We start from the raw sequence: 12,013 nt of genomic DNA on the forward strand, positions 1-12,013 counted from the left end.
CGCCACCTTCTTGCCTTTTAAAACGCTCATTCGGAACTATGGTGCAGAAATTGCTACTTGGGATCCGTCTGACACCGTTCAGTAACAGTCCTAATCGCGCCACAAGCGCTTATCTTGGTTTCAAGGGATTACATAATGAAAAAAGCATTGCTGACCCTTTCTGCACTGGCTCTGTGCATGGCCGCCGGTACCGCGTTGGCCAAGGAATACAAGGAATTGCGTTTTGGTGTCGACCCGTCCTACGCACCGTTCGAATCCAAGGCAGCCGACGGCAGCCTGGTGGGCTTCGATATCGACCTGGGCAATGCCATCTGTGCCGAGCTGAAGGTCAAGTGCAAATGGGTCGAAAGTGATTTCGACGGCATGATTCCGGGCCTGAAAGCCAATAAGTTCGACGGCGTGATTTCGTCCATGACCGTGACCCCGGTGCGTGAGAAAGCCATCGACTTCTCCAGCGAACTGTTCTCCGGCCCAACCTCACTGGTATTCAAGAAAGGCGCGGGCTACTCGACGCCGGAATCCCTCAAGGGCAAATCGGTAGGCTATGAGCAAGGCACCATTCAGGAAGCCTACGCCAAGGCGGTACTGGATAAAGCCGGTGTGACCACCAAGGCCTACGCTAACCAAGACCAAGTGTATGCCGACCTGACTTCCGGCCGCCTCGACGCTTCGGTGCAAGACATGCTGCAAGCCGAACTGGGCTTTTTGAAGTCGCCAGCAGGCGCCGGCTATGAAGTCAGCGCGGCTATCGACGACCCTCTGCTGCCGTCCAAAACCGCCATCGGTATCAAAAAAGGTAACACTGAGCTGAAGGCCCTTTTGGATAAAGGTATCAAAGCGTTACACGATGATGGCACCTACGCCACCATCCAGAAGAAACACTTTGGCGATCTGAACCTGTACAGCGGCAAATAATGCCTGGGGCGCCCCTGGGTTTGCAGGGGCGCTTTTTTATCGCCATAGGTCCCGATTTATGTTCGAAGAACTGTTGCAAACCCTCGGGCTGAGCGCACTCAGCCTGAAGGGTTTCGGCCCGCTATTGCTGCAAGGCACCTGGATGACCATCAAGTTATCGGTACTGTCCCTGGCCGTCAGCGTGTTGCTGGGTTTGCTCGGCGCCAGCGCCAAACTGTCCAGCCTGCCATTTTTGCGCATCCCCGCGCAGCTCTATACCACCCTGATTCGCGGCGTCCCCGACCTGGTGCTTATGCTGCTGATTTTCTATAGCCTGCAAACCTGGCTCACCGGCCTGACCGACTTTATGGAATGGGAATACATCGAGATCGACCCATTCAGCGCCGGGGTGATTACCCTGGGCTTTATCTACGGTGCTTACTTCACCGAGACTTTCCGCGGCGCGATCCTCGCCGTGCCCCGCGGCCAACTGGAAGCCGCCACCGCTTACGGGCTCAAGCGCGGCCAGCGGTTTCGCTACGTGACCTTCCCGCAGATGATGCGCTTTGCCCTGCCGGGCATCGGCAATAACTGGATGGTGATGCTCAAGGCCACCGCGCTGGTGTCGATCATCGGCCTGGCGGACCTGGTCAAGGCCGCACAGGATGCCGGCAAGAGCACCTATCAACTGTTCTACTTCCTGGTACTGGCCGCGTTGATCTACCTGCTGATCACCAGTGCCTCCAACTTTGTCCTGCGCCGTCTTGAACGCCGCTACTCCGCTGGCGCCCGGGAGGCCGTGCGATGATCGAACTCTTGCAGGAATACTGGCGCCCGTTTCTGTACAGCGACGGCCAGCACATCACCGGCCTGGCGATGACCATGTGGCTGCTCAGCGCTTCACTGGTGATTGGGTTTCTGGTGTCGATCCCGCTGTCCATCGCCCGCGTCTCGCGCAACCCGCTGGTACGTTGGCCGGTGCAGTTCTACACCTACCTGTTTCGCGGTACGCCGCTTTATATCCAGTTGCTGATCTGCTACACCGGCATCTACAGCATTGCCGCAGTCCGCGCGCAGCCAGTGTTGGATGCGTTTTTCCGCGATGCGATGAACTGCACCATCCTGGCCTTCGCCCTCAACACTTGCGCCTACACCACGGAGATTTTCGCTGGGGAGATCCGCAGCATGGCCCACGGCGAGGTCGAAGCGGCCAAGGCCTATGGGCTCAGCGGTTGGAAGCTCTACGCGTACGTGATCATGCCGTCGGCGCTGCGTCGTTCGCTGCCGTACTACAGCAACGAAGTGATCCTGATGCTGCACTCGACCACCGTGGCTTTCACTGCGACGATTCCCGACATCCTCAAAGTGGCCCGGGACGCCAACTCCGCCACCTTTATGACGTTTCAATCATTCGGCATCGCCGCGCTGATCTACCTGACCGTGACCTTTGCCCTGGTCGGTCTGTTTCGCCTGGCGGAGCGGCGCTGGCTGGCCTTTCTCGGCCCCAGCCACTAAGGAGCCTTCATGCGTCATCGGATTCACGAACTGATCGCGCCGGTGCCCGGCACGGCGCGGCAGATTCACAGTTTTCACTTCGGCCCGGAACACGCCGAAGGCAAAGTCTACGTCCAAGCGTCGCTGCATGCCGACGAGTTGCCGGGCATGCTGGTGGCCTGGCATTTAAAGGCGCGCCTGGCCGAGCTGGCCGCCGCCGGGCGCCTGCGCAGCGAAATCGTGTTGGTGCCGGTCGCTAACCCGGCGGGCCTGGAACAGGTGCTGATGGACACCCCGCTGGGCCGCTACGAGCTGGAGAGCGGGCAGAACTTCAATCGGCTGTTTGTCGACCTCGGTGATGAGGTGGGCAATCAGGTCGAAGCCTTGCTTGGCGACGATCCGCAGCACAACGTGCAAGTGATCCGTGCCGCGCTGCTCTCCGCCCTGGCCGGCCAGGGCGCCGCGACCCAGTTGCAATCCCAGCGCCTGGTGTTGCAACGCCTGGCGTGCGATGCCGACCTGGTGCTGGACCTGCACTGCGACTTCGAAGCCGTGGCGCACCTGTACACCACGCCGCAAGCCTGGCCGCAGGTGGAGGCGTTGGCACGTTACCTCGGCTCGGAAGCCAACCTGCTGGCTACGGATTCGGGCGGACAGTCGTTCGACGAATGCTTCACCCTGGTGTGGTGGCAGTTGCAGCAGCGCTTCGGCGCGCGGTTTCCGATCCCCATGGGCAGCATCGCGGTGACCGTCGAACTGCGCGGCCAGGGCGACGTCAACCACGGCCTGGCCAGCCTCGACGCCCAGGCGATCATCGATTACCTGATCCGCTTCGGTGCCATCAACGGCCAGGCCTCGCCGTTGCCCGACCTGCCTTACCCGGCCACGCCACTGGCAGGCGTAGAACCGGTAGCCACGCCAGTGGGCGGCTTGCTGGTGTTCGCCGCCCTGCCCGGCGAATATCTGGAAGCCGGGCAATTGCTGGCCGAAATCATCGACCCCATTACCGACCGCGTAACGCCCGTGCACTGCCGCAAAGCTGGCCTGCTTTACGCCCGTTCGCTGCGCCGCATGGCCACTGCCGGGATGGTCATCGGCCATGTCGCAGGCACCGAGGCCTACCGCAGCGGCTATCTACTTTCGCCTTGAGGATGCACGCCCCATGTACAAATTGACCGTTGAAGGCCTGCATAAAAGCTATGGCGACAATGAGGTGCTCAAAGGTGTCTCGCTCAAGGCCAAGACCGGTGACGTGATCAGCCTGATCGGCGCCAGCGGCTCGGGCAAGAGCACCTTCCTGCGCTGCATCAACTTTCTGGAAACCCCCAACGACGGCGCCATGACCCTCGACGGCCAGCCGATCCGCATGGTCAGCGACCGCCACGGCATGCGCGTGGCCGACGACGCCGAACTGCAACGCTTGCGCACCCGGCTGGCGATGGTGTTCCAGCACTTCAACCTGTGGAGCCACATGAGCGTGCTGGAGAACATCACCATGGCCCCACGCCGGGTGCTGGGTTGCAGCAAAAAAGACGCCGAAGACCGCGCCCGCCGCTACCTGGACAAAGTCGGCCTGCCGGCCCGCGTAGCCGATCAATACCCGGCGTTTCTTTCCGGCGGTCAACAACAACGTGTCGCCATCGCCCGCGCATTGGCGATGGAACCGGAGGTGATGCTGTTCGACGAACCCACCTCGGCCCTCGACCCGGAACTGGTGGGCGAAGTGCTGAAGGTGATCCAGGGTCTGGCCGAGGAAGGCCGCACCATGATCATGGTCACCCATGAAATGAGCTTCGCGCGCAAAGTGTCCAGCCAGGTGCTGTTTCTGCACAAAGGCTTGGTGGAGGAGCAAGGCGCGCCGGAAGACGTGCTGGGCAACCCCAAGAGCGAGCGTCTGCAACAGTTCTTGAGCGGTAATTTGAAGTAAACCTTTGTGACGCCTGGAGGGTCTGTGGAATAAGCCCTCCAGAGCGTCAGCCACCGCATGGCAAAACCCCACGACTTCGCCAGGCAATGGTTCGCCGCCAAAGGCTGGAAGCCATTCGCCTTCCAAAAAGCCGTGTGGACGGCGGTCAAGGAGGGAAATTCCGGCTTGCTGCATGCCAGCACCGGCGCCGGCAAGACTTACGCACTGTGGTTTGCCGCGCTCAATCGCTTCGCCATTACGCGACCGCCGGCCACCGGCAAACGCAAGCCACCGGCCGAGCCGCTGACGGTGTTGTGGATTACGCCGATGCGCGCCCTAGCCGCCGACACCGCGCGCGCCTTGGAAGCGCCGCTGGCAGCGTTGCAAATCCCGTGGAGTGTCGGCCTGCGCACCGGCGACACGAGTAGCGCTGAGCGCGCCCGACAAACCCGTCGCCAGCCGACCACACTGGTCACCACCCCGGAAAGCCTGACCCTGATGCTGGCCCGCGCCGACAGCGAAGCCAGCCTGGCCCATGTGCGCATGGTGGTAGTGGATGAATGGCACGAACTGATCGGTAACAAACGCGGGGTGCAGTTGCAACTGGCCTTGGCACGCTTGCGCCGTTGGCATCCTGACTTAATGGTGTGGGGGATTTCCGCGACGCTGGGTAATCAATCCCACGCCTTGGAAGTACTGGTGCCACAAGGCGGCGGGATCAATGTGCAGGGGCAAACGGCCAAGGCGCTGCACGTCGACACGTTGCTGCCGCCTGTGTCCGAACGCTTTCCCTGGGCCGGGCATATCGGATTGAAAATGCTGCCGCAGGTGGTGGCCGAGGTGGACGCCAGCAGCAGTTGCCTGGTGTTCACCAACACCCGTGCACAGTCGGAAATCTGGTACCAGGCCCTGCTCGATGCGCGGCCGGATTGGGCCGGGCTGATTGCTTTGCACCACGGTTCGCTGTCCCGCGAGACCCGTGATTGGGTCGAACGGGCGCTCAAAGACGGGCAGCTCAAGGCGGTGGTGTGCACCTCCAGCCTGGACCTGGGGGTGGATTTTCTGCCGGTCGAGCGGGTGTTGCAGATCGGCTCGGCTAAAGGCGTGGCGCGCCTGATGCAGCGTGCCGGGCGGTCCGGCCACGCCCCGGGGCGGCCGTCCCGAGTGACGCTGGTGCCGACTCACAGCCTTGAACTGATTGAAGCGGCGGCGGCTCAGGACGCGATCGCCGAGCGCCGCATCGAAGCCCGCGAATCACCCTACAAACCCTTGGATGTACTCGTACAGCATCTGGTAAGTATGGCCTTGGGCGGTGGCTTTATGCCCGTGTCGTTGCTGGAGGAAGTGCGCGGCGCCTGGGCCTATCGCGACCTTACTGACGCCGACTGGGCCTGGGCCCTGGGTTTTGTGCGCCACGGCGGCTTATCGCTGACGGCCTATCCGGACTACCGCCGCGTGGAGCCCGACGAACACGGCATCTGGCGTGTACCGGATGCACGCTTGGCCAGGCGCCATCGCATGAGCGTGGGCACCATCGTCAGCGATGCAAGCATTCAGCTGAAATTCTGGAGCAAGGGCGGCGGCGGCAAGAACCTGGGCAGCGTCGAGGAAGGCTTTATCGCCCGGCTCAAACCTGGGGATGGCTTCTTGTTTGCCGGGCGTTTGCTAGAGCTGGTGCGGGTGGAAAACATGACTGCCTATGTACGCCGCAGCAACGCCAAAAAAGCCGCCGTACCGCGCTGGAATGGCGGGCGCATGCCGCTTTCCAACGAACTGGCCCAGGCCGTGGTGGAACGTTTCGATGCTGCCGCCCATGGCCACTTCGACGGCCCGGAAATGCGCGCCGTGCAGCCGTTGCTACAGACCCAGTTGCGCTGGTCGGGCCTGCCGACACGCGAGCATTTGTTGGCCGAAGCGCTGAAGTCACGGGAGGGTTGGCACCTGTTCCTCTACCCGTTCGCGGGGCGCCAAGTGCATCTCGGCCTGGCCAGTTTGCTGGCTTGGCGCGTCAGCCAGGGGCAACCCGTCACCTTCTCCATTGCGGTCAACGACTATGGCTTGGAACTGCTCAGCGCTACACCCGTGGATTGGCCGGCACTGTTGAATTCTGAGCTGCTGAGCCCGGATAACCTGCTGGAGGATGTGGCGGCCAGCTTGAACGCCGGTGAACTGGCCCTGCGCCGCTTCCGCGAGATCGCCCGTATCGCCGGGCTGGTGTTCGCCGGTTACCCCGGCGCGCCGAAAAGCACGCGGCAGGTGCAGGCTTCCAGCGGCTTGTTCTTTGAAGTGTTCAAGCAGTATGACCCGCACAACCTATTGCTGGCCCAGGCTGGCGAAGAAGTATTGCGAGACGAGTTGGACATCCGCCGCCTGGAAGCGGCGTTGAGACATCTTTGCACCCTGACGCTGGACCTGCACGTGATCGAACGGCCCACGCCCCTGGCTTTTCCGCTACTGGTGGAGCGGATGCGCGAAAGCATGAGTTCGGAAAAACTCTCGGAGCGCATCGCGCGGATGGTCAAGGATTTGGAAAAAGTCGCGGATAACGGGAAAACTTGATGTATTGCGAAGTGCAGCTTGAAGGCGAAACGTTATGGCTGCTGGCGGAGAAAGCTATCTACTGGCCAGCGCGCAATTGCCTGCTGATCGCCGACGCGCATTTTGGCAAAGCGTCGGCCTATCGCAGCCTGGGGCAACCGGTTCCCCAAGGCACCACCACCGACAACCTGGCGCGACTGGACAGACTGCTACAAGCATTCGACTGCGCGCAGGTGATCTTCCTCGGCGACTTCCTGCACGGCCCCGGCTCCCATGCCAGCGGCACGCTGAGCGCCCTGCGAGCATGGCGCGCCCAGCATCGCGAGCTGCCCATGACGTTGATTCGCGGCAATCACGATAAGCGTGCGGGTGATCCGCCGGCCGACCTCGGTATCGACGTAGTAGCAGAACCGTTGCTGATGGGACCGTTTGCCTTGCAACACGAACCGGACGCTCACCCCAGCTACCATGTACTGGCAGGTCATGTGCATCCGGTATATCGCTTGCGCGGCAAGGGTCGCCAGAGCCTGCGCTTGCCCTGCTTTCAGCTCGGGCCGCGGGTCAGCCTGCTACCCGCGTTCGGGGCGTTTACAGGGGGCTATAGGGTGGAACCGGACGCCAACCACCGGATTCTGGTGATTGGCGATCAGGAGGTATGGTTTGTCAGATGATGCAGGCCAACCCTAAAGGCTTCAGGCAACGGGCACGGGGGGTGCCTCGTCCGGCCGGGTAGGCTCACCGGGCTCACCGGGCTGCGGATAATCCGGCCCAGGTTGGCCGGGGATGCCGCCCGCATAGGCAGGGTCGGCCATCAGGGACCAGGCTAGAACACCAATCTGATTGGGCTCCAGCCGTGCGAGTTCTGCGCTGATTCGGGGGTCGATCTTCATAAAGTACTCCTCAAGCGTGGCCCGACACACTTCACACGTGTCGGGGCAGTACACCCAATAGAGTCACTTTCTTCAGACTAATTCCCTTTACGTGTAGGAGCTTTCGATCAAGCGCGCGGCAAGGTGACGCCAAGCTGACCCTGATACTTGCCGCCACGGTCCTTGTAGGACACTTCACAGGCCTCGTCGGATTGCAGGAACAGCATCTGTGCCACGCCTTCGTTGGCGTAGATTTTTGCCGGCAATGTGGTGGTGTTGGAGAACTCCAGGGTCACGTGGCCTTCCCACTCAGGCTCAAGCGGGGTCACGTTGACGATGATGCCGCAGCGCGCGTAGGTACTTTTACCAAGGCAGATGGTCAGCACGTCGCGAGGGATACGGAAAAACTCCACGGTGCGCGCCAGGGCGAAAGAGTTCGGCGGAATGATGCACACGTCGCTCTTGATATCGACGAAGCTCTTTTCATCGAAGTTTTTCGGATCGACGGTTGCCGAATTGATGTTGGTGAACACCTTGAATTCATCGGCGCAACGCACGTCGTAGCCATAGCTGGAAACACCATAGGAGATCAGGCGTTCGGCGCCTTCGCCACGCATCTGGCGCTCGACGAAGGGTTCGATCATGCCGTGCTCTTGCGCCATGCGGCGAATCCACTTGTCCGATTTGATGCTCATGGCGGGTGTCCTGAATAGCGAGGTGGAAAAATTCTGTGGGGCATCTTACCGGTGCCGGCGTTGGGGTTCAAAGGGCGTGGGGGTTTTCTTGACGAAAGCGGGCCTCTTCATACGCTCCAGCCAGCGGGGCTGGGCCCCACGCTACTGGGTCGGGTGACTGGAAATATCACCGCCAGTCACGAAATTGGAGAAACCTTCGGAAATATCATTGGCACGTTCCGGAAAAAGGGTTAAGGTGGCGCCACTGTGCTGCTTGTGTCACTGAGAATCTCTACACGATATGTTGAATTTCGATCCAACCATCTCCAAGAATTTTTCCTGCTCTTTGCACTCAGTCTCGGCCAGGGCTTTTCCTGAGTCGCAGTTAACTTTGTCCAAGGAGATACACCATGTCTAATCGCCAAACTGGTACCGTTAAGTGGTTCAACGATGAAAAAGGCTTCGGCTTCATCACTCCACAATCCGGTGACGACCTGTTCGTTCACTTCAAAGCTATCCAATCCGACGGCTTCAAAAGCCTGAAAGAAGGCCAACAGGTTTCTTTCATCGCTACCCGCGGTCAGAAAGGCATGCAAGCTGAAGAAGTTCAAGTTATCTAACTTGTACTGACTTAGTCGAAAAAACCCCGCCCTTAAAAGCGGGGTTTTTTTATGCCTGGGATTTGGTATTCACACCCACTGGTGCCTGATAAAAAATGTGGGAGGGGGCTTGCCCCCGATGACGGCTTAGCAGTCGGCACTTGCTTTGACTGATACACCGCTATCGGGGGCAAGCCCCCTCCCCTATTCAGGCATTCAAGCTGCGCCGCTATTGAAACAACGACTCGCTCGACAGGCCATTCTTCTCCAGGATCTCACGCAAGCGCTTGAGCCCTTCCACCTGGATCTGACGCACCCGCTCACGGGTCAGCCCAATCTCCAGGCCCACATCCTCCAGGGTGCTGCTCTCATGACCGCGCAGGCCGAAGCGGCGAATCACCACCTCACGCTGCTTGTCCGTGAGTTCAGACAGCCACTGGTCGATGCTTTGAGACAAATCATCATCCTGCAACAGCTCACAAGGATCCGTCGGGCGATCATCCGTCAAAGTGTCCAGCAGGGTTTTATCCGAATCCGGCCCCAGCGACACATCGACCGAAGACACCCGCTCATTGAGACCAAGCATGCGCTTGACCTCCCCTACCGGCTTCTCCAGCAGGTTGGCGATCTCTTCAGGTGACGGTTCGTGATCGAGCTTCTGCGTCAGCTCACGGGCGGCCCGCAGGTAGACATTGAGTTCCTTGACCACATGGATCGGCAAGCGAATCGTCCGGGTCTGATTCATGATCGCCCGCTCGATGGTCTGGCGAATCCACCAAGTGGCATAGGTCGAAAAACGGAAGCCCCGCTCAGGATCGAATTTCTCAACTGCCCTGATCAGGCCCAGATTGCCCTCCTCAATCAGGTCCAGCAGCGACAACCCACGATTGACATAGCGTCGGGCGATTTTCACCACCAGGCGCAGGTTGCTTTCAATCATGCGCTTGCGCCCAGCCGGATCGCCCTTTTGCGACAAGCGCGCAAAGTGGACTTCTTCCTCGGGGGTCAGCAAAGGGGAAAAACCGATCTCATTGAGATACAGCTGGGTCGCGTCGAGCGCCCGCGTGTAATCAATGTATTTGTGTTGCTTTAACGCGGAGGAGTTCTTGGATTTGGTTCGAACTGAAGGTGTAGCAGGTCCCTCATTCGACATCGATTCCATAGCGATGCCGCTCTCCATAAGGAGAACCTCATCGTCGATGTCAAACTCCGGCGCTTCTTTACTGAGAGCCATTGTTATAGTCCTTTGGTGAGTTCGACCTCAAGCTCAAGCGACGCCTTTATCCTTGGCAACGCTGGAGCCTGTTCCTTCTACGCGAGGAACAGGCTGGCAACACATCAACGACGGGGTAGGAATTGCAGTGGATCTACAGGCTTCCCTTGACGGCGAATCTCAAAGTGCAGTTTCACCCGGTCCGTACCAGTTGACCCCATTTCGGCAATTGTCTGTCCGACTTTGACCTGCTGCCCCTCCCGAACCAACAGCCTGCGGTTATGACCGTAAGCACTGACGTAGGTATCGCTGTGCTTGATGATGACCAGTTCGCCGTAACCCCGTAGACCACTCCCGGCGTACACCACTGTCCCATCAGACGCAGCTAAAACAGGCTGTCCCAAATCCCCGGCGATATCAATGCCTTTATTCAAACTACCGTTTGAAGAGAATTTTCCAATCAGCACTCCATTTGAGGGCCATCCCCACCCGGTAGGTGCAGGACCTGCAGGAGGTTGCGGCGCCGGTGCTGGTTTGCTGGCGGAGGTCGAGGCCGCAGTACCGGCAGGCCGCGTAATGACGGTGGTTTTACTGGAGGACGATGGGGACGATGCGGTGCTTGTCACAACCGTCGTAGAGGCCGAGCCTGTGCGTCCATCGAAGCGGATCGTCTGACCCGGATGGATCGTATAGGGCACAGGAATATTGTTTCGAGCTGCGAGAGCCTTGTAATCCCAGCCATAACGGAAGGCGATCGAGAATAACGTGTCGCCCTTACGCACCACATACTGCCCGGTGGTGACCGTGGGCTTCTGCGGGGCGGAATTATTACGATCAACGACCCGTGCGCCACTGCTTGGCGAGCTTGAACAGCCTACCAACACGGAACTGAACACAAGGCCAAGCACCAGTCGCTGAAAACTTGTTTTACTCATACGCTGCGCAAGACCTGTGAGACTCACCCGCCGCTCCCTTTGTGGTGACTGAATATGAACGCCCATAGCAGGCTTGAAAGATGACGCAAGTATAACTGGGCACTGAAGTTTTACTGGCACCCGCGCGAAACCGATGTTCAAGCGCGGGGAATGTAGCCACCCATCATGTTGACTTGATAGACCCCGCCGTAAGACACATCCGCGCCAACAGAATTCACTGGCCGCGCAAATTGATCAGGCCAGCGGGCCATTGAGCAAGGGCACAAAGCGCACGGCACCCAGTACATGTCGTGAAAAGCCTTCGTCCTCACGAACAATCAGCATCAGCTGCTGCACTTCACCGGAACCGACCGGAATGACCAGGCGGCCGCCCGGTGCCAGTTGGTCGAGCAACGCCTGCGGTACATCGGTGGCCACTGCGGTAACGATAATGCCGTTATAGGGTGCCAGCGCCGGCCAGCCTTCCCAACCATCTCCCCAGCGGAACACCACGTTGCGCAGGTTTAACTCCACCAGGCGTTCCTTGGCGCGGTCCTGCAACACTTTGATACGCTCAACCGAAAACACCCGTTCCACCAGCTGCGACAGCACGGCTGTTTGGTAGCCGGAACCGGTACCGATCTCCAGCACCTTGTCCAGCGGCCCCGCCGCTAGCAGCAGCTCGCTCATGCGCGCAACCATGTACGGTTGGGAAATCGTCTGGTTATGCCCGATGGGTAGCGCGGTGTCTTCATAGGCGCGATGGGCCAGGGCCTCATCGACAAACAGATGCCGGGGCGTGCGCCGGATCACTTCCAACACCTGGGCGTTGGACAGCCCCTCTTCGTACAGGCGCTGGATCAAGCGCTCGCGAGTACGCTGGGAGGTCATCCCAATGCCGCGACGCAGCAG

Annotated in this window: 13 protein-coding genes; 8 read left to right on the top strand and 5 right to left on the bottom strand. The window is 59.9% G+C overall.

The genetic code is table 11. The features are described 5' to 3' along the window. Positions 1–135: 135 nt before the first annotated feature. Genes K1567_RS09350 through pdeM form a run of 7 tightly spaced genes read left to right on the top strand, consistent with a single transcriptional unit; the run spans position 136 to position 7,503 of the window. Positions 136–915, top strand: a complete 780-nt coding sequence (locus tag K1567_RS09350; protein WP_027604451.1) for a transporter substrate-binding domain-containing protein — start codon at positions 136–138, stop codon at positions 913–915. Between the two features lie 58 nt (positions 916–973). After that, positions 974–1,702, top strand: a complete 729-nt coding sequence (locus tag K1567_RS09355) for an ABC transporter permease (RefSeq protein ID WP_010212412.1) — start codon at positions 974–976, stop codon at positions 1,700–1,702. Beyond that, on the top strand, positions 1,699–2,409 hold the full coding sequence (locus K1567_RS09360) for an ABC transporter permease (RefSeq protein ID WP_220698400.1): 711 nt from the start codon (positions 1,699–1,701) through the stop codon (positions 2,407–2,409). The genes K1567_RS09355 and K1567_RS09360 overlap by 4 nt, the downstream gene beginning before the upstream one ends. Before the next feature lie 9 nt (positions 2,410–2,418). Continuing rightward, the gene (locus K1567_RS09365) at positions 2,419–3,537 is read left to right on the top strand and encodes a succinylglutamate desuccinylase/aspartoacylase family protein (RefSeq protein WP_034096270.1); all 1,119 of its coding nucleotides are present in this window, start codon (positions 2,419–2,421) and stop codon (positions 3,535–3,537) included. Between the two features lie 13 nt (positions 3,538–3,550). Beyond that, positions 3,551–4,315, top strand: coding sequence for an ABC transporter ATP-binding protein (locus tag K1567_RS09370; protein WP_012722621.1), 765 nt, complete (start codon positions 3,551–3,553; stop codon positions 4,313–4,315). A gap of 57 nt (positions 4,316–4,372) precedes the next feature. Beyond that, positions 4,373–6,853, top strand: coding sequence for a ligase-associated DNA damage response DEXH box helicase (locus K1567_RS09375; RefSeq protein ID WP_169867437.1), 2,481 nt, complete (start codon positions 4,373–4,375; stop codon positions 6,851–6,853). After that, positions 6,853–7,503 carry a ligase-associated DNA damage response endonuclease PdeM gene (gene pdeM / locus K1567_RS09380; protein WP_220698401.1) on the top strand — a complete coding sequence of 217 codons (651 nt, stop codon included), beginning with the start codon at positions 6,853–6,855 and terminating at the stop codon, positions 7,501–7,503. The genes K1567_RS09375 and pdeM overlap by 1 nt, the downstream gene beginning before the upstream one ends. A gap of 21 nt (positions 7,504–7,524) precedes the next feature. Here pdeM and K1567_RS09385 read toward each other — a convergent pair whose 3' ends face one another. Continuing rightward, on the bottom strand, positions 7,525–7,722 hold the full coding sequence (locus tag K1567_RS09385; RefSeq protein WP_034137254.1) for a hypothetical protein: 198 nt from the start codon (positions 7,720–7,722) through the stop codon (positions 7,525–7,527). Positions 7,723–7,829: 107 nt separating this feature from the next. Continuing rightward, complete coding sequence (gene dcd, locus K1567_RS09390) at positions 7,830–8,396, bottom strand: dCTP deaminase (protein WP_034096266.1); 567 nt, start codon at positions 8,394–8,396, stop codon at positions 7,830–7,832. Between the two features lie 389 nt (positions 8,397–8,785). Between dcd and K1567_RS09395 the strand changes: the two genes are divergently transcribed. Next, on the top strand, positions 8,786–8,995 hold the full coding sequence (locus K1567_RS09395) for a cold-shock protein (protein ID WP_002554837.1): 210 nt from the start codon (positions 8,786–8,788) through the stop codon (positions 8,993–8,995). A 208-nt stretch (positions 8,996–9,203) separates the two neighbouring features. Here K1567_RS09395 and rpoS read toward each other — a convergent pair whose 3' ends face one another. The 3 genes from rpoS to K1567_RS09410 all read right to left on the bottom strand — a co-directional run bounded on the left by rpoS (position 9,204) and on the right by K1567_RS09410 (position 11,992). Next, positions 9,204–10,208: an RNA polymerase sigma factor RpoS gene (gene rpoS, locus K1567_RS09400; protein ID WP_034096265.1), complete on the bottom strand. Its 1,005-nt coding sequence runs from the start codon at positions 10,206–10,208 to the stop codon at positions 9,204–9,206. 104 nt (positions 10,209–10,312) lie between these two features. After that, on the bottom strand, positions 10,313–11,149 hold the full coding sequence (locus K1567_RS09405) for a peptidoglycan DD-metalloendopeptidase family protein (protein ID WP_034096264.1): 837 nt from the start codon (positions 11,147–11,149) through the stop codon (positions 10,313–10,315). A 207-nt stretch (positions 11,150–11,356) separates the two neighbouring features. Further along, positions 11,357–11,992: a protein-L-isoaspartate(D-aspartate) O-methyltransferase gene (locus K1567_RS09410; RefSeq protein ID WP_169867554.1), complete on the bottom strand. Its 636-nt coding sequence runs from the start codon at positions 11,990–11,992 to the stop codon at positions 11,357–11,359. Positions 11,993–12,013: the final 21 nt, after the last annotated feature.

This window comes from Pseudomonas sp. S5F11, assembly GCF_019641515.1.
Classification (GTDB): Bacteria; Pseudomonadota; Gammaproteobacteria; order Pseudomonadales; family Pseudomonadaceae; genus Aquipseudomonas; species Aquipseudomonas rhodesiae.

Coding starts and splice junctions, on each gene's coding strand:
- K1567_RS09350 (WP_027604451.1), top strand. CDS start 136: ATGAAAAAAGCATTGCTGACCCTTTCTGCACTGGCTCTGTGCATGGCC.
- K1567_RS09355 (WP_010212412.1), top strand. CDS start 974: ATGTTCGAAGAACTGTTGCAAACCCTCGGGCTGAGCGCACTCAGCCTG.
- K1567_RS09360 (WP_220698400.1), top strand. CDS start 1,699: ATGATCGAACTCTTGCAGGAATACTGGCGCCCGTTTCTGTACAGCGAC.
- K1567_RS09365 (WP_034096270.1), top strand. CDS start 2,419: ATGCGTCATCGGATTCACGAACTGATCGCGCCGGTGCCCGGCACGGCG.
- K1567_RS09370 (WP_012722621.1), top strand. CDS start 3,551: ATGTACAAATTGACCGTTGAAGGCCTGCATAAAAGCTATGGCGACAAT.
- K1567_RS09375 (WP_169867437.1), top strand. CDS start 4,373: ATGGCAAAACCCCACGACTTCGCCAGGCAATGGTTCGCCGCCAAAGGC.
- pdeM (WP_220698401.1), top strand. CDS start 6,853: ATGTATTGCGAAGTGCAGCTTGAAGGCGAAACGTTATGGCTGCTGGCG.
- K1567_RS09385 (WP_034137254.1), bottom strand. CDS start 7,722: ATGAAGATCGACCCCCGAATCAGCGCAGAACTCGCACGGCTGGAGCCC.
- dcd (WP_034096266.1), bottom strand. CDS start 8,396: ATGAGCATCAAATCGGACAAGTGGATTCGCCGCATGGCGCAAGAGCAC.
- K1567_RS09395 (WP_002554837.1), top strand. CDS start 8,786: ATGTCTAATCGCCAAACTGGTACCGTTAAGTGGTTCAACGATGAAAAA.
- rpoS (WP_034096265.1), bottom strand. CDS start 10,208: ATGGCTCTCAGTAAAGAAGCGCCGGAGTTTGACATCGACGATGAGGTT.
- K1567_RS09410 (WP_169867554.1), bottom strand. CDS start 11,992: ATGACCTCCCAGCGTACTCGCGAGCGCTTGATCCAGCGCCTGTACGAA.